Origin of the sequence: Streptomyces sp. SID12501, from assembly GCF_010550245.1 — a bacterium.
In the GTDB taxonomy this organism is placed as follows: domain Bacteria; phylum Actinomycetota; class Actinomycetes; order Streptomycetales; family Streptomycetaceae; genus Streptomyces.
In genome coordinates this window covers 70,664-85,954 of record NZ_JAAGLU010000011.1, presented here as the reverse complement: position 1 = coordinate 85,954, position 15,291 = coordinate 70,664, and the positions used below count along the sequence as shown (strand labels likewise).

15 protein-coding genes and 1 riboswitch are annotated in these 15,291 nt (G+C 70.7%); of the genes, 12 read left to right on the top strand and 3 right to left on the bottom strand.

The features are described from left to right. Window positions 1-14: 14 nt before the first annotated feature. From G3I71_RS15145 to G3I71_RS15135, 3 genes are all read left to right on the top strand, one after another. Complete coding sequence (locus G3I71_RS15145; protein WP_343242967.1) at window positions 15-1,493, top strand: HAD-IA family hydrolase; 1,479 nt, start codon at window positions 15-17, stop codon at window positions 1,491-1,493. Window positions 1,494-1,655: 162 nt separating this feature from the next. Further along, complete coding sequence (locus G3I71_RS15140) at window positions 1,656-2,444, top strand: carbon-nitrogen hydrolase family protein (RefSeq protein ID WP_164314963.1); 789 nt, start codon at window positions 1,656-1,658, stop codon at window positions 2,442-2,444. 53 nt (window positions 2,445-2,497) lie between these two features. Beyond that, window positions 2,498-4,195, top strand: a complete 1,698-nt coding sequence (locus tag G3I71_RS15135; protein WP_164314961.1) for an NAD(P)/FAD-dependent oxidoreductase — start codon at window positions 2,498-2,500, stop codon at window positions 4,193-4,195. A gap of 34 nt (window positions 4,196-4,229) precedes the next feature. On the opposite strand, the gene G3I71_RS15130 is transcribed toward G3I71_RS15135, so the two are convergent. Next, window positions 4,230-5,159, bottom strand: coding sequence for an LLM class F420-dependent oxidoreductase (locus tag G3I71_RS15130; protein ID WP_164314960.1), 930 nt, complete (start codon window positions 5,157-5,159; stop codon window positions 4,230-4,232). A gap of 119 nt (window positions 5,160-5,278) precedes the next feature. Beyond that, the gene (locus tag G3I71_RS15125) at window positions 5,279-5,953 is read right to left on the bottom strand and encodes a DUF5995 family protein (RefSeq protein ID WP_164314958.1); all 675 of its coding nucleotides are present in this window, start codon (window positions 5,951-5,953) and stop codon (window positions 5,279-5,281) included. A 175-nt stretch (window positions 5,954-6,128) separates the two neighbouring features. Here G3I71_RS15125 and G3I71_RS15120 point away from each other — a divergent pair, with 175 nt between their 5' ends. Continuing rightward, window positions 6,129-7,277, top strand: coding sequence for a glycoside hydrolase family 6 protein (locus G3I71_RS15120; RefSeq protein WP_164315247.1), 1,149 nt, complete (start codon window positions 6,129-6,131; stop codon window positions 7,275-7,277). 156 nt (window positions 7,278-7,433) lie between these two features. Next, window positions 7,434-7,883 (top strand): thioesterase family protein, encoded by a 450-nt coding sequence (locus G3I71_RS15115; protein ID WP_164315245.1) that lies wholly within the window; start codon window positions 7,434-7,436, stop codon window positions 7,881-7,883. On the opposite strand, the gene G3I71_RS15110 is transcribed toward G3I71_RS15115, so the two are convergent. Next, entirely contained in the window at window positions 7,843-9,054 is a 1,212-nt protein-coding gene (locus tag G3I71_RS15110; RefSeq protein ID WP_164314956.1) for an MFS transporter, read from the bottom strand. The two genes, G3I71_RS15115 and G3I71_RS15110, sit on opposite strands and share 41 nt — an antisense overlap. A 160-nt stretch (window positions 9,055-9,214) precedes the next feature. On the opposite strand from G3I71_RS15110, the gene G3I71_RS15105 reads away from it, so the two are divergent. From G3I71_RS15105 to hisG, 7 genes are all read left to right on the top strand, one after another. After that, complete coding sequence (locus G3I71_RS15105; protein WP_164314954.1) at window positions 9,215-10,405, top strand: ROK family transcriptional regulator; 1,191 nt, start codon at window positions 9,215-9,217, stop codon at window positions 10,403-10,405. 244 nt (window positions 10,406-10,649) lie between these two features. Next, window positions 10,650-10,785: riboswitch (FMN riboswitch) on the top strand. Between the two features lie 147 nt (window positions 10,786-10,932). After that, window positions 10,933-11,535: a riboflavin synthase gene (locus G3I71_RS15100; RefSeq protein ID WP_164314951.1), complete on the top strand. Its 603-nt coding sequence runs from the start codon at window positions 10,933-10,935 to the stop codon at window positions 11,533-11,535. Next, a complete protein-coding gene (locus tag G3I71_RS15095) occupies window positions 11,532-12,173 on the top strand; it encodes a nicotinamide mononucleotide transporter family protein (RefSeq protein ID WP_164314950.1) in 642 nt (213 codons plus the stop codon). The genes G3I71_RS15100 and G3I71_RS15095 overlap by 4 nt, the downstream gene beginning before the upstream one ends. An 86-nt stretch (window positions 12,174-12,259) precedes the next feature. Next, the gene (locus tag G3I71_RS15090; RefSeq protein ID WP_164315243.1) at window positions 12,260-13,519 is read left to right on the top strand and encodes a bifunctional 3,4-dihydroxy-2-butanone-4-phosphate synthase/GTP cyclohydrolase II; all 1,260 of its coding nucleotides are present in this window, start codon (window positions 12,260-12,262) and stop codon (window positions 13,517-13,519) included. Between the two features lie 72 nt (window positions 13,520-13,591). Then, complete coding sequence (gene ribH, locus G3I71_RS15085) at window positions 13,592-14,077, top strand: 6,7-dimethyl-8-ribityllumazine synthase (protein ID WP_053740326.1); 486 nt, start codon at window positions 13,592-13,594, stop codon at window positions 14,075-14,077. 34 nt (window positions 14,078-14,111) lie between these two features. Further along, window positions 14,112-14,384 carry a phosphoribosyl-ATP diphosphatase gene (locus G3I71_RS15080; protein WP_006378313.1) on the top strand — a complete coding sequence of 91 codons (273 nt, stop codon included), beginning with the start codon at window positions 14,112-14,114 and terminating at the stop codon, window positions 14,382-14,384. 46 nt (window positions 14,385-14,430) lie between these two features. Then, the gene (gene hisG / locus G3I71_RS15075) at window positions 14,431-15,279 is read left to right on the top strand and encodes an ATP phosphoribosyltransferase (protein ID WP_164314947.1); all 849 of its coding nucleotides are present in this window, start codon (window positions 14,431-14,433) and stop codon (window positions 15,277-15,279) included. Window positions 15,280-15,291: the final 12 nt, after the last annotated feature.

The window sequence follows — 15,291 nt, the reverse complement described above, 5'->3', positions numbered from 1 at the left end:
GCCTTGCGGGTCGAATTCCTGACACTCCGTTGGCGGCCGTTCTGTTCGATATGGACGGCACGCTCGTCGACACCGAACGGCTGTGGTGGGAGGCCGTTGAGCAGGTCGCGGAACGCGCGCTGACCGACGCCGACCGGCCCGACGTGCTCGGGCGGCCGGTCGAGCACACCGCCGCGTGGCTGGGCGCAGCCACGGGAACCTCCGCCGCGGACCTCGCAGACACGCTCCACCGGGAGTTCGCGGATCGCGTCCGCGCCGGCGCGGTGCCCCGCCCCGGCGCGCTCGCCCTGCTCGACGCCCTGGCCCGCGAGGGTGTCCCCACGGCCCTGGTGACCGCGTCCTCACGAGCCGTCGCCGACCTGGTCCTCGTGACCCTGGGCGGCACGAACCGATTCGCCGTCTCCGTCACCGCCGACGACACCGAGCGGACCAAGCCCGCCCCCGACCCGTACCTCGCCGCCTGCCACGCCCTGGGCGTCGCCCCGGCCGCCTGTGTGGCCGTCGAGGACACCGAGACGGGCGTCGCGTCCGCCGAGGCTGCGGGGTGCACGGTGCTCGCGGTGCCGTCACTGGCGCCGATCGAGGAGGCGCCAGGACGGACGGTACTGACGAGCTTGGCGGGGGTGACGGTGGCGAGTCTCGCTGCCTTGGTCACCCGTGAATTCCGTCCCGAACTACGGGTGATGAGCTGGAACCTCTGGCTCGGCGGTACGAAGGTCGACGGCCACCGGGACAAGCAGCTCAAGGTGATCACCGAGACGGGCGCCGACGTGGTCGGCCTCCAGGAGACTTACGGGAACTCGGCGCGGGAACTTGCCGAAGCGCTCGGCTGGCACCACCATCAGGCGGGCCCGAACCTCGGCGTCATCAGCCGCTACCCGATCACCGCCCGGCTCGGCGGCCTGGACGTCGGCTTCTACGGGGCGACCGGGGTACGGATCCGGCTGGGCGGAGGGCAGGAGGTGGACGTCTGGAGCGCCCACCTCGACTGCGCGCCGTACGGGCCCTACGAGGCCCACTTCGACGGGTTGCCGCCGGCTGAGCTGATCGCGCATGAGAGCGGGCGGCTGGAGCAGATGCGGGAGATCCTGTTGCGGATCGCGGATTTCGTCCCCGACGAGCACGGCTCCATGCCCGTCGTGCTCGTCGGGGACTTCAACACACCCTCGCATCTGGACTGGCCGGGGGTGGAGTGGCCGGTGACGAAGGCGGCGGAGGAGGCGGGGCTGCGAGACTCGTACCGGGAGGCCCACCCGGACCCGGTCCGTGACCCCGGTCTCACCTGGTCCCCGATCCATGTCGAGCACGAGGACGGGAGTGGGCGGCCGGAGCCGCAGGACCGGATCGACTTCGTGCTGTACAGGGGGAAAGGGCTGCGGGTGCTGGACTCGCGCGTGGTCGTGAGCGGGGTGGTGCGGGTGTGGCCCGAGATGGCCGACAACGTCTGGCCCTCGGACCACGCGGCGGTACTGACGACGTTCGGGTTCCGGTAGAGGGATTCCTCGCGGGGCGAGAACAACGAATCGCCGCCCAGCCCTCGCCTCACGCAACGAATCGCTCACCGGCGCGCAACAGCTCCGCCTTGTCCCGCCGAGCCCGCCCCCCGTACCGTCTACCTGTATCCCCAACCCCTTAAGCCCCTGCAAGGACCGCGCATGCGCACCGCCCTGCTCCAGAGCTCCGGCCGCCCCGGCTCCCTCGTCGAGAACCTCAAGGTGCTCGACGAGGCCGCGGGCCGGGCCGCCGCAGCGGGCGCCGCGCTGCTGGCCGCCCCGGAGATGTTCCTCACCGGGTACGCGATCGGCGACGGCATCGGCCACCTCGCCGAGCCCGCCGACGGCGACTCCGCCGACGCGGTCGCCGACATCGCCACCCGGCACGGCCTCGCCGTCGCCTACGGCTACCCCGAGCGGGCCGACGACCAGGTCTTCAACTCCGCGCAACTGATCTCCGCCGACGGCGACCGACTCGCCAACTACCGCAAGACCCACCTCTTCGGCCGCTTCGAACGCGACCACTTCACACCGGGCGAGCAGCCCGTCGTACAGGCCGAACTGGACGGGCTCCGGGTCGGTCTGATGATCTGTTACGACGTCGAGTTCCCGGAGAACGTCCGCGCGCACGCGCTCGCCGGCACCGACCTTCTCCTGGTCCCGACGGCGCAGATGCACCCGTTCCAGTTCGTCGCCGAGTCCGTCGTACCGGTGCGGGCCTTCGAGAACCAGATGTACGTCGCCTACGTCAACCGGGTCGGCCAGGAAGGGGAGTTCGACTTCGTCGGGCTCTCCACGCTCGCCGGACCCGACGGAGTCGCCCGCACCCGGGCCGGCCGCGGTGAGGAACTCCTCCTCGCCGACGTCGACCCCGTTCTCCTCGCCGCCTCCCGTGAGGCGAACCCGTATCTCAAGGACCGGCGCCCCGGCCTGTACGGCTCCCTCGTCTGAGCCTTCTCCTCTCCTCCCCCTCACCTGTTCCGCCCGCAAGGAGTCCGTACCCCATGACGTCCACGGTGCCCACCGCCGTCCAGCACGCCGACGCGCAGCAGCCGCCGATCACCATGTTCGGGCCGGACTTCCCCTACGCCTACGACGACTTCCTCGCCCACCCGGCCGGCCTCGGGCAGGTTCCCGCGACCGAGCACGGCACCGAGGTCGCCGTCATCGGCGGCGGGCTGTCGGGGATCGTCGCCGCGTACGAGCTGATGAAGATGGGCCTCAAGCCCGTGGTGTACGAGGCCGATCGGATCGGCGGGCGGCTGCGGACCGTCGGGTTCGACGGCTGCGACCCCTCGCTCACCGCCGAGATGGGCGCGATGCGCTTCCCGCCCTCCTCCACCGCCCTCCAGCACTACATCGACCTGGTCGACCTGGAGACCCGGCCGTTCCCCAACCCCCTTGCCCAGTGCACCCCTTCGACGGTCGTCGACCTCAAGGGCGAGTCGCACTACGCCGAGACGGTCGGCGACCTGCCGCAGGTCTACCGTGATGTCGCCGAGGCCTGGAACACGTGCCTCGAAGAGGGCGCCGACTTCTCCGACATGAACCGGGCCTTGCGTGAGCGCGACATCCCGCGCATCCGCGAGATCTGGGCACGGCTCGTCGAGAAGCTCGACAACCAGACCTTCTACGGCTTCCTCTGTGACTCCGAGGCCTTCAAGTCGTTCCGGCACCGCGAGATCTTCGGCCAGGTCGGCTTCGGGACAGGCGGCTGGGACACCGACTTCCCCAACTCGATCCTGGAGATCCTGCGGGTCGTCTACACCGAGGCCGACGACCATCACCGGGGCATCGTGGGCGGCAGCCAGCAACTGCCGCTGCGGCTCTGGGAACGTGAGCCGGGAAAGATCGTCCACTGGCCGTACGGGACCTCCCTCGCGTCCCTGCACGTGAACGGCGTACCGCGCCCGGCCGTGACCCGCCTGCACCGCACGGCCGGCAACCGGATCACCGTCACCGACGCGGGCGGCGACATCCGTACGTACCCGGCGGCTGTCTTCACCGCCCAGTCCTGGATGCTTCTGTCGAAGATCGCCTGCGACGACTCGCTCTTCCCGATCGACCACTGGACGGCCATCGAGCGGACCCACTACATGGAGTCCAGCAAGCTCTTCGTGCCCGTCGACCGGCCGTTCTGGCTCGACAAGGACGAGAACACCGGGCGTGACGTGATGTCGATGACCCTCACCGACCGTATGACACGCGGGACTTACCTCCTCGACGACGGCCCGGACAAGCCCGCCGTCATCTGCCTCTCGTACACCTGGTGCGACGACAGCCTCAAGTGGCTGCCGCTGTCCGCGAACGAGCGGATGGAGGTCATGCTGAAGTCGCTCGGGGAGATCTATCCGAAGGTCGACATCCGGAAGCACGTCATCGGCAACCCGGTCACCGTGTCCTGGGAGAACGAGCCTTACTTCATGGGCGCGTTCAAGGCCAACCTGCCCGGCCACTACCGTTACCAGCGGCGCCTGTTCACGCACTTCATGCAGGACCGGCTGCCCGCCGACAAGCGGGGGCTCTTCCTCGCCGGCGACGACATCTCCTGGACGGCGGGCTGGGCAGAGGGTGCCGTCCAGACCGCGCTGAACGCGGTCTGGGGCGTCATGCACCAGTTCGGCGGGACCACCGATCCGACCAACCCGGGTCCCGGTGACGTGTACGACGAGATCGCGCCCGTCGAACTCCCCGAGGACTAGGTACCAGGTCCAGGACCAGGGCTGCCGGGGTCGGTCAGATCCCGGCCGCTCGCGCCGCCTCGTACAACTCGGCGGCAAGGTCCTTGAGTTCGCCGGCGTCCCTCGGGGTGTCGCCGAAGTCGAGGAAGAACTCGTCGAGGCCGATCTCGGTGTGGGCGGCGAGGTCCGTCACGATCTGGTCGACGTTGCCCTGGAAGGGCCGGCGGTCGGTGCCGTCGTATGCCTTCGCCGTGTAGGAGGGGTTCACCCGCACCGCCGTCTCGATCGGCCTCGTGCGGCCCTTCTCGGCGGCGAAGTCCTGCACCTGCCGCCACTGGGCGGCGAGTTGCTCGGCGCCCATGGCGATCGGGTTCCAGCCGTCGCCGCGTTCGACGAGGCGGGTCAGGGACTTCTTGCTGAAGGCGGGCAGGAATATCGGGATCGGCCGGGCGGGCTTGGGGCCGACGACGGCCGACGCGATGTTCGTCAGGTTGCCCCCGTACTGGACCGGGTCCGGGCCCCAGACCGCGCGGCACACGTCGAGGATCTCGTCCAGGACCTTGCCGCGCTCGGCGAACGGGGCAACCCCGGCGGCGGCGTACTCGTCGAGGGACCAGCCGGTGCCCAGGCCCGCCACCACCCGGCCGCCGCTCGCCGCGTCCAACGTGCCGAGTGTGCGGGCCAGTTGGAACGGGCCGTGCAGCGGGGCGACCAGCACACTGGTGCCGAGGCGGGCGCGCTCGGTGGCCGCGGCGGCCAGCGTCAGCGTCACCAGGGGTTCGGCGAGACCGCGGTACGCGTCGGGCCAGGGGACGCCCTCCATGCCGTACAGCCCCTGGGTCGCGGGTTCCGGGTACAGGGCGCGTTCGAACACCCACAGGCTCTCGTAGCCCATCTGCTCGGCCGCGCGTGCCACGTCCGGCACGTCCCGTCCGATCTCGTACTGGTGTGACTGCGGAAGACCCAGACCCAGGCGGACGGCCATGCTCGTGCTCCTTCGCAAGAGATCGCAAGAGATCGCTAGAGATCACAAGAGATGCGTTCGCCATCGAACGTACAACGTTCACCTAGCTATGGCGGAGGCCCTGTGCAGGAGTGGCCGGATCAGTCCGGCAGTGGCGTGAGGAGCATGCGGCTCGCGAAGCCGACCGCTGCGTCGAGACGGTCGGTGAACTCATCGGCGACATCGGGCAGCCGGCGCAGCGCCCACAGGGTGCGGGCCGCGGACCAGGTGGCGGCCCGGGCCCGCTCCATGCTCCACGCGCCGAGCAGATGGGTGAGCGGATCGGCGATCTGGAGCAGATCGGGACCCGGCATCAGCTCTTCGCGGACGCGCTCCTCCAGCGAAACGAGTAGATCACCCACGCGCTCGAACTCATCCTCGAGATCGGCCGGTTCGCAGTCGAGCGTACGACAGGCGTCCACGACGGCGAGCGCCAGATCGTGCCCGATGTGCGCATTGATGCCCGCGAGCGCGAACTGCAGCGGGCGTACGCCGGGGTGGCGGCGGAACTGGAGCAACGGGCGCCAGCAGGCGGGCGCGTGGTCGTCCTCGGCCACCCGCAGATACCGCTCGGCGAACCGTACGTCCAGGGTGATCGCGGCCTCGCTGTCGGGGAAGGCGTCGGCCTCCAGACGCCGGTCGAAGGCCTCCGTGACGGCGAGGTAGACGCGGTTGAAGACCGCCAGCCCGTCGCGCGGCGGCAGGTGTGCCTCCAGCGCGCGCATACGGGAGAGGACGTGGTCGACAGAAGTGGTGAACTGTTCCAATTGCACCATGAGGGCAGGGTCCCAGTCCTAGGCTGGCGCACGTGCCGCCGGGCCGGACACTTCCCCAGAACGGGGGAACGCGCCCGCCGAGGCAGAGGAAGAGGAGTCGTACGTGTCAGGCTTGCGCGCCCACCGCCTGGCCGCGCGCCGGGTCGAACGCAGGCGCGCCGCCCGGCGTTCCGTCATGGTCGCCGCCGCCTCGGTCGTGGTCGCCGTGGGCACGGCGACCGGGCTGCTCTCCGCACTCGACGACGGCCGCGGTGGCGGTGCCGACGAGGCCAGGCCCGAGGTGACCAGCTCACCCCTGCTCGCCCCGCTGCCGGCCGTGACGTCGGCCTCGTCCACGCCGAGCGTCTCGAAGTCGCCCTCCCCGTCCGCCCGTACGACGAAGGCGAAGAAGCCGAGCCGTACCCCCTCGCCCGCCGCGACGGAACCCGGACCGGAGGCGAAGCAGGCGCCCGCCGCGGTGTCCGCCCGTCTCTACCGCTACCCGGATTCCCAGGTCCTCGACTGGGTCGGCACCCACCGCGACGATCCGCGCCGCCCCGTCATCGAGGCGGAGATCGCCGACCGTCCGGCGGCGGTCTGGTTCGCCGACTTCACGCCCTCGACGATCGCCTCCCGGGTCCGCGCGGTCACCTCGGGCGCGGCGGGCGCCGGCCGGGTCCCGGTCCTCGTGCCCTACGCCGTGCCGGACCGCGACTGCGGCGGGGCCTCCGAGGGCGGCGCGCCCGACCTCGACGCGTACGACGGCTGGATCGACGCGTTCGCGGCGGGCCTGGGCTCCGACGAGGTCATCGTGATCCTGGAGCCCGACTCGATCGCCCAGTCCGACTGTCTCTCCACGGGGCAGCGCGCCGACCGCTTCGCCTCGCTGGCCCGCGCGGGCCGCGCCCTCAAGGCCGCCGACCCCAACGCCCGCGTCTACTACGACGCGGGCCACTCCGGCTGGAACACCCCCGCGAAACAGGCGGCCCTCCTCCGTCAGGCGGGCGCCGCCTCGGCCGCCTCCTCCGACGGTGTCTTCAGCAACGTCTCCAACTTCCACCGCACGGACGACGAGATCGGGTACGACCGACAGGTACTCGACGCCCTCGGCGGCCCCGCAGGCCTCGGCGCCGTGATCGACACCAGCCGCAACGGCAACGGCGCCCCGGCCGACGGCGAGTGGTGCGACCCGGACGGCCGGAAACTCGGCCGGGCGCCGACCACGAACACGGGCGAGGCGCGGATCGACGCCTATCTGTGGGTCAAGCTGCCGGGGGAGTCGGACGGCTGCAAGGGCACCCCCGGCACGTTCACCGCGTCGTACGCCTACGACCTGGCGCGCTGACCTGCGGGAAAAGGGCCAGGGAGGATGTGCGGAGGATCACCGGGAGCAATCTGAGCGTCCGCTTAGGATGGTGAGGCGCGGACAACCGCATCCGCCACTCGTCCCGTACGCCCAGGAGCCCCGCCCGTGACCGCCGAAGCCGAAGTCGCAGCGCCCATGTCCTCCGCCGATCCGGACGGCTCGTACGGGCGGCTGATGCCCGTCACCGTCCACTTCGACGACCTCGACTCCCTCGGAATGCTCCACAACGCCCGCTACCCGCTGCTGGTGGAGCGGGCCTGGAACGAGCTGTTGCACGGGTACGGCTTCACCTTCGACGGCGACTGGGCGGCGGCCGGCGACTTCTGCAACGTGGTCAGGGAACTGCTCATCGGCTACGAGGCACCGGTCGACCGGCCGGGCGTCCACGCCGTGCACCTCTGGGTGGAGCGCCTCGGCACCACCGGCCTCACCTACGGCTTCCGGCTCTGCTCGGCCGACGGCGAGCTGACGTACGCCCGGGGCACGCGGGTGCTGGTGCGGCTCGACGCCGGCACCCTGCGGCCCACGCCGTGGAGCGACCGGTTCAGGGCCTGCGCTCGGGAACTGCTGCGCTCGGCGGACTGACCTTCGGGCGGTCCTTCTCGCCTGCCCGCAGGACTCCCGCGAACCCGGCGAGCCCGCCCGCCAGCACTGTGACCAGCCCGAACGACACCACCAGGCTCGTCGCCTGGGCCAGTGTCCCGATCGCGCTCGGCGCGACCAGACCCGAGGTGTACGTGATGGTGGCGACGCCCGCGATGGCTTGACTGGGGTTGGAGCCGCTGTGGCCCGCCGCCGCGAAGCACAGCGGGACGACCACGGCGATACCGAGACCGAGCAGCCCGAAGCCGGTCATCGCCGTGGCGGGTCGCTCCGCGATCACGATGAGCACACCGCCGAGTACGGCGAGCACGCCGCCCGCGCGGACCGTGCGCACCGCACCGAAACGGTTCACGACCGCGTCGCCGACGAGCCGGGCCACCGCCATCGTCAGCATGAAGCCGGTCGTGGAAGCCGCCGCCAGACCGTCCGAGGTCCCCAGCTCGTCCCGCAGATACACCGCCGACCAGTCCAGGCTCGCGCCCTCCGCGAACACCGCGCAGAAGCCGATCGCGCCGATCAGCAGCGCTGACCTGGGCGGCAGCGCGAACCTCGGGGGCGGCTCCTCGTCCTCGGTGGGGCGCAGGTCGAGCACCCAGCGGCAGGCGGCCACGCCGAGCACCGTGAGGGCTGCCGCCGCGAGTACGTGATGAAGGCGCGCGTCCGAGCCCAGATGTGCGGCGAGGGTGCCGCCGGCCGCGCCGATCAGGGCGCCCGCGCTCCACATGCCGTGCAGGCCGGACATGATCGACCTGCCCAGCCGGTTCTCGATCTCCACGCCCAGCGCGTTCATCGCCACGTCCGCCATGCCTGCGGTGGCGCCGTAGACGAACAGGGCGAGGCAGAGCGTGGGGAGGTTCGGGGCCATGGCCGGCAGGACGAGCGCCAGGGTCCAGAGCGCGATCAGACCGCGCAACGCCGTACGGGCGCCGAAACGGTGGCTGATGCGGCCCGCGAGCGGCATCGCGAGGGACGCGCCGAGCGCGGGGAACGCCAGCGCCAGCCCCAACTGCCCCGCGCTGACCGAGGCGTGGTCCTGGATCCACGGCACCCGGGTCGCGAACGAGCCGGTGACGGCGCCGTGCACGGCGAAGACCGCGGCCACGGCGTACCGGGCGCGCTTCACCTCGTCTCGTTCGTACAGCACAGCACTCATTCTGCGGCCCTCCCCGGGTCGGCTCTCCGCCGTGTCTCCATTTGTGCCGCGGAACCTCCGCCGCGCGCCGCCGTAAACTATCAGGGACCCTGCCTGATAGATAGCGAGATACGGGCCGTCCGCAGCGGGAACGGCCCCGCCGATCTGGAAGGATCTCGGCATGCCCGCATCACCGAGCACCGCCCGGGCCATCAACGACCGGCTCGCCCTGCGTCTGCTCCAGCAGGAAGGCCCGTTGGCGGCCTGGCAGTTGAAGCAGCTCACCGGCCTGTCCCGCCCGACGGTCGCCGACCTCGTCGAACGCCTCACCGCCGCCGGACTGATCACGATCGTGGGGGAGTCGGGAGAGCAGCGCCGAGGACCCAACGCGAAGGTGTACGGGATCGTCGCCGGCCTCGCCCACCTGGCCGCCCTCGACATCCGTACCGAAGGCGTCTCCGTCGTCGTCGCCGACCTGCTGGGCGAGGTGCTCGCCGAGGCGTCCGTGCCGATCGGGGGTGACACCGGCACCGGCCCCGCCGTGGAACAGGCGGTCGCTCTCGTCGAGCGGGCCGCCAAGGAGGCCGGGGCCGAGCAACTGCACACGGTCGGGGTCGGCGCCCCCGGCCTGATCGACCCGGCGACCGGTGAACTCCGGGACTCCACGGGCCTGCCCGAGTGGCACCGCAGGCTGGTCGCCGCGCTCCAGGAACGGCTCCCCGGGACCCGCGTGATCGTCGAGAACGAGACCAACCTCGCCGCCCTCGCCGAACAGCGCGACGGCGCCGCCCGCGACCGGGACACCTTCGTGCTGCTGTGGCTCGGTCACGGCACCGGCGCGGCCGTGGTCCTCGACGGCATCCTGCGCCGGGGGGCCTCCGGCGGCACCGGTGAGATCGGCTTCCTGCCGGTGCCGGGCACGGGGCAGCTGCCGTCGGCCACGGACTGCGCGGGCGGCTTCCACTCCCTGGCCGGAGCGGCGGCGATCGCCCGACTGGCGGGTACGCAGGACCTGGTGGCCGACGCCGCCGCCCACGAGCCCTACGCGGCGGCTCTGGTCCGGGCGGCCGTGGCGGCCCCTGGAGTCCCGGCCCACGCCCGTTTTCTCGGAACCCTCGCCGATCGCGTCGCCATCGGCGCCGCGTCCGTCGTCGCCGTCCTCGACCCGGGGTGCGTGGTGCTGGGCGGCGAGGTCGGCCGGGCGGGCGGCGACGTACTCGCCGCCCGTGTCGAGGAACGGCTCGCCCGGATGTCACCCCTCCCGGCCCAGGTGCGCGCGAGCATGCTGGGCGGTGGAGCAGTACTGCGCGGGGCGTTGCTGACGGCGCGGGAGGGTGCGCAGGAGGTGCTGTTCGGGGCGCGGATCGGGTAGCGCGGGAGGGCGTGAGGGACCGGCGGCGGGCAAGAGCCGTCGACACCGCCACCGGTCCGGCACCGACGCTAGGAGGTCTGGACCATGACGGTCAATAGGTATGGACCAATTGTGGGACTTGGCTGCCCGCCTCTCGCCTGTGGCCCGATCCCGTCGATTATTCCCATCGGTTGTTGTGAGCCAGTCCACAAAACTCACCCGCATGGAGTATGGCCAGGCGTGGCACACTGGCCTCTAACAGAAGCAGCGCACTCCGGGGTCGGTGAAAGTCCGAACCGGCGGTTACAGTCCGCGACCCGTCCGCATTTTTTTCGGTGGCCGGTTGACCAGGTGGAATTCCTGGACCGACGGTTAAAGTCCGGATGGGAGGCAGTGCGCGGCGGGCGGGCATTCGTGCGCGCCGCCGTACCGCTCGGCCATGGGTCGAGCTCCGTCCGGCGTCGCTCCCGATGTTCCTGCCCGTTCACAGCTGTCGTCATCGACAGGCCCCGGAGTCCGTGCCCGAAGAGGCAGGGAGGACCCGGGAAGTGTTCACCGGAATCGTCGAAGAACTGGGCGAAGTCACGGCGGTCGAGAACCTCGGCGACGCCTCCCGCTTCAGGCTCCGTGGCCCCGTGGTCACCGAAGGTGCCCGCCACGGCGACTCCATCGCCGTCAACGGCGTGTGTCTCACGGTCGTCGAACACGAGGGCGACGAGTTCACCGCCGACGTCATGGCGGAGACCCTCGACCGCTCCGGCCTGGGCGCCCTCGCCGTCGGCTCCCGCGTCAACCTCGAACGCCCCATGGCCCTGGGAGCCCGCCTCGGCGGCCACATCGTGCAGGGCCACGTCGACGGCACGGGCACGGTTCTCGAACGCAGGCCGTCCGAGAACTGGGAGATCGTCAAGATCTCGCTCCCCGCAGACCTCACCCGCTATGTCGTCGAGAAGGGTTCCATCACCGTCGACGGCATCAGCCTCACCGTCGTCGACGCCGGGCCGGACTACTTCACCGTCAGCCTCATCCCCACCACCCTCGACCTGACCACGCTCGGCCGCAAGCAGTCCGGCGACCCGGTCAACCTCGAGGTCGACGTCATCGCCAAGTACGTCGAGCGGCTGCTCGGACCGCAGGGGGCGGCGAAGTGAACCGGCTGAACACCGAGGCGTTCACCCTCCTCGACCAGCACATCCTCTGGTCGGACATGATCGGCAACATCCTCGGCCTGATCGCCCTCGCCCTCGGCTGGCGGCGCTCCCTGCTGAGCTGGCCGGTGCAGTTCCTCTCCGGCCTGATCCTCTTCGGCGCCTTCTTCGGCCACCTCACCGGCAGTGCGGGCAAGCAGGTCGTCGTCATGGCCGTCGCCGGCTACGGCTGGTGGCAGTGGAACCGCCACAAGGGCGACTCCGCGGACGGTCACATCACCCCGCGGTTCGCCACCTGGCGCGAGCGAGTGGCCATGATCGGCGCCGCCGCCGTCGGCACGGTCGCCGTGGCCCTGCTCTTCAAGGCCTACCCGACCCTGTCCTGGGACCCCTGGCCGGACGCCTACATCTTCGTCGGCACCATCGTCGCCATGTACGCCCAGGCGCGCGGCATGGTCGAGTTCTGGTTCGCCTGGCTCCTCGTCGACCTCGTCGGCGTCCCCCTCAACTTCGCCAACGGCTACGCCTTCTCCGGCTTCGTCTACGTCATCTACGGCGCGCTCGTCCTGTGGGGCATGCGCGACTGGTGGCTGCGCTCCCGCAGGGACACGCGGCCCGTCCTGGAAGGAGCGCCCGCATGACTGCTCTCACGTCTCCCACCACCGCCCCGAACGAGACGCTACGCGCCACCCCTTCGATCCCGCCGGTCCTCTACAGCACCGACAACATGGAGGACTGGTCCCTCGACCCGATCGAGCGGGCCATCGCGGACATCGCGGCCGGCCGCCCGGTCGTGGTCGTCGACGACGAGGACCGGGAGAACGAGGGCGACCTCGTCATCGCCGCCGAGAAGGCGACCCCCGAGATCGTCGCGTTCATGATGAGCGAGTGCCGCGGGCTCATCTGCGCCCCGATGGAGGGCGACGAGCTCGACCGGCTCCGGCTGCCGCAGATGGTCGACGACAACACCGAGTCGATGAAAACCGCGTTCACAGTCTCCGTCGACGCCTCGGCGGTTCACGGTGTGAGCACCGGTATCTCGGCTTCCGACCGGGCGACCACGCTTCAGCTCCTCGCGAGCGGCGACACCGGCGCCGACGACTTCGTCCGCCCGGGCCACATCTTCCCGCTGCGCGCCAGGCCCGGCGGCGTGCTGGTCCGCAACGGCCACACCGAGGCGGCCGTCGACCTCGCCCGTCTCGCGGGGCTGCGCCCGGCCGGGGCCATCGTGGAGATCGCCGGCGAGGACGGCCGGATGCTGCGCCTGCCCGAGCTGATCCCCTTCGCCCGCAAGCACGGCCTGACGATCATCTCCATCGAGGACCTGGTCGCCTACCGCAAGAGCGCCGAACCCACCGTCCGCCGCGAGGCCGAGACCAGGCTCCCCACCGCCTTCGGCACGTTCACGGCGTACGGCTACCGCTCCACCGTCGACGGCGTCGAACACGTCGCCCTCGTCCACGGCGACATCGGCGCCGACGACGGCGAGGACGTCCTGGTCCGCGTCCACTCCGAATGCCTCACCGGCGACGTCTTCCACTCCCTGCGCTGCGACTGCGGCCCCCAGCTGGAGACCTCCCTCGAACGCATCCGGGACGAGGGCCGGGGAGTGGTCGTCTACCTGCGCGGCCACGAGGGGCGCGGCATCGGACTGCTGTCCAAGCTCCGGGCGTACGAACTCCAGGAGCAGGGCCGCGACACCCTCGACGCCAACCTGGAGCTCGGCCTGCCCGCCGACGCCCGGGACTACGGCGCCGGCGCGCGGATACTCCAGGACCTCGGCGTCCGCAGCGTGCGCCTGATGACCAACAACCCCGACAAGACCGACGCGCTCGTCCGCCACGGCCTCAAGGTCACCGGCCGCGAGCCGATGCCCGTACAGGCGGGCGAGCACAACCTCCACTACCTGCGCACCAAGCGGGACCGGATGGGACACGACCTGCCCTGGCTGGACGCGGCCCCCGTGTCCCCCTGCGGCAACCAGTAGAGACCGCTGCAGAACTCGCTGTAGAAGACGCTGCAGAAGACGTTGTAGAGACAGCCAAGGAGAGACGAGAACGTGAGCGGCAAGGGTGCACCCGAACTGTCCGTACGCAACTGCGGTGACCTGCGCGTCGCCGTCATCGCGGCCCAGTGGCACGAGAAGGTGATGGACGGTCTGGTGGACGGCGCCCTGCGCGCCCTGCACGACCTGGGCATCGACGAGCCGACCCTGCTGAGGGTCCCCGGCAGCTGGGAACTCCCGGTCGTCGCCAAGGTCCTGGCCGGGCGGGGCTACGACGCGATCGTCGCCCTCGGCGTCGTCATCCGGGGCGGCACTCCCCACTTCGAGTACGTGTGCCAGGGCGTCACCCAGGGCCTGACCCAGGTCTCCGTCGACACCGGAGTCCCCATCGGCATGGGCGTGCTGACCTGCGACACCGAGGAGCAGGCCCTCGACCGCGCGGGCATCGAGGGCTCCAACGAGGACAAGGGGCACGAGGCGGTGACAGCGGCCGTGGCGACGGCGGCCACCCTCCGCTCAGTATCCGAACCCTGGCGATAGGGAGTTCCATTCACCACGTAATGTGGGGGCCATCATGTCCAATAAGACGTTCGAAGAGCTCTTCACCGAGCTCCAGCACAAGGCCGCCACGGGCGATCCCGCCACCTCCCGCACCGCTGAGCTGGTCGGCAAGGGCGTCCATGCCATCGGCAAGAAGGTCGTAGAAGAGGCCGCCGAGGTCTGGATGGCCGCCGAGTACGAGGGCAAGGAAGCAGCCGCCGAGGAGATCTCGCAGCTGCTCTACCACGTCCAGGTGATGATGGTCGCCCGCGGAATCTCGCTGGACGACGTCTACGCCCACCTGTAAGCCGTAGTCGCACACCTTTCCGTACGAAACGAAGGAAGCTTGTCTCATGCTGCGCATCGCCGTCCCCAACAAGGGTTCCCTGTCAGGCCCTGCGTCGGCGATGCTGCATGAGGCCGGCTACCAGCAGCGCCGGGAGTCCAAGGAGCTGCGGATCGTCGACCCGGAGAACGAGGTCGAGTTCTTCTACCTCCGCCCCCGCGACATCGCGATCTACGTCTCCTCCGGCCGCCTCGACATCGGCATCACCGGTGGAGACCTGCTCGTCGACTCCGGGGCCAACGCGGAGGAGATCCTCCCGCTCGGCTTCGCCCGCTCCACCTTCCGCTTCGCCGGCAAGCCCGGCACCGCGGCGGGCATCGAGGATCTGGCCGGCCTGACCGTGGCCACCTCGTACGAGGGGATCGTCGCCAAGCACCTCGCCGACCACGGCGTGGACGCCTCCGTCGTCCACCTCGACGGCGCCGTCGAGACCGCGATCGAGCTCGGCGTCGCCGAGGTCATCGCGGATGTCGTCGAGACCGGCACCTCACTGCGCAACGCGGGCCTGGAGGTGTTCGGCGAGCCCATCATGAAGTCCGAGGCGATCGTCATCCGCCGGGTCGGAGCGGAGGCCGAGGAACCCAAGGTCCAGCAGTTCCTGCGCCGCCTCCAGGGCGTCCTGGTGGCCCGGACGTACGTGATGATGGACTACGACTGCCGTGTCGAGCAGCTGGAGAAGGCCGTCGCCCTGACGCCCGGTCTCGAGTCGCCGACCGTCTCGCCGCTGCACAACGAGGGCTGGGTCGCCGTCCGAGCGATGGTCCCGTCCAAGGAGGCCCAGCGGATCATGGACGATCTGTACGACATCGGCGCGCGGGCCATCCTGACCACGGCCATCCACGCCTGCCGCCTCTGAGACACGGCAAGC

What these genes read in the sequence shown, in the direction of transcription:
- G3I71_RS15105 (WP_164314954.1), top strand. Translation starts at nt 9,215, where the DNA reads ATGCCCGCATCACCGAGCACCGCCCGGGCCATCAACGACCGGCTCGCC.
- G3I71_RS15090 (WP_164315243.1), top strand. Translation starts at nt 12,260, where the DNA reads ATGGAGGACTGGTCCCTCGACCCGATCGAGCGGGCCATCGCGGACATC.
- G3I71_RS15115 (WP_164315245.1), top strand. Translation starts at nt 7,434, where the DNA reads ATGTCCTCCGCCGATCCGGACGGCTCGTACGGGCGGCTGATGCCCGTC.
- G3I71_RS15130 (WP_164314960.1), bottom strand. Translation starts at nt 5,159, where the DNA reads ATGGCCGTCCGCCTGGGTCTGGGTCTTCCGCAGTCACACCAGTACGAG.
- G3I71_RS15135 (WP_164314961.1), top strand. Translation starts at nt 2,498, where the DNA reads ATGACGTCCACGGTGCCCACCGCCGTCCAGCACGCCGACGCGCAGCAG.
- G3I71_RS15125 (WP_164314958.1), bottom strand. Translation starts at nt 5,953, where the DNA reads ATGGTGCAATTGGAACAGTTCACCACTTCTGTCGACCACGTCCTCTCC.
- G3I71_RS15140 (WP_164314963.1), top strand. Translation starts at nt 1,656, where the DNA reads ATGCGCACCGCCCTGCTCCAGAGCTCCGGCCGCCCCGGCTCCCTCGTC.
- hisG (WP_164314947.1), top strand. Translation starts at nt 14,431, where the DNA reads ATGCTGCGCATCGCCGTCCCCAACAAGGGTTCCCTGTCAGGCCCTGCG.
- G3I71_RS15110 (WP_164314956.1), bottom strand. Translation starts at nt 9,054, where the DNA reads ATGAGTGCTGTGCTGTACGAACGAGACGAGGTGAAGCGCGCCCGGTAC.
- G3I71_RS15080 (WP_006378313.1), top strand. Translation starts at nt 14,112, where the DNA reads ATGTCCAATAAGACGTTCGAAGAGCTCTTCACCGAGCTCCAGCACAAG.
- G3I71_RS15120 (WP_164315247.1), top strand. Translation starts at nt 6,129, where the DNA reads ATGGTCGCCGCCGCCTCGGTCGTGGTCGCCGTGGGCACGGCGACCGGG.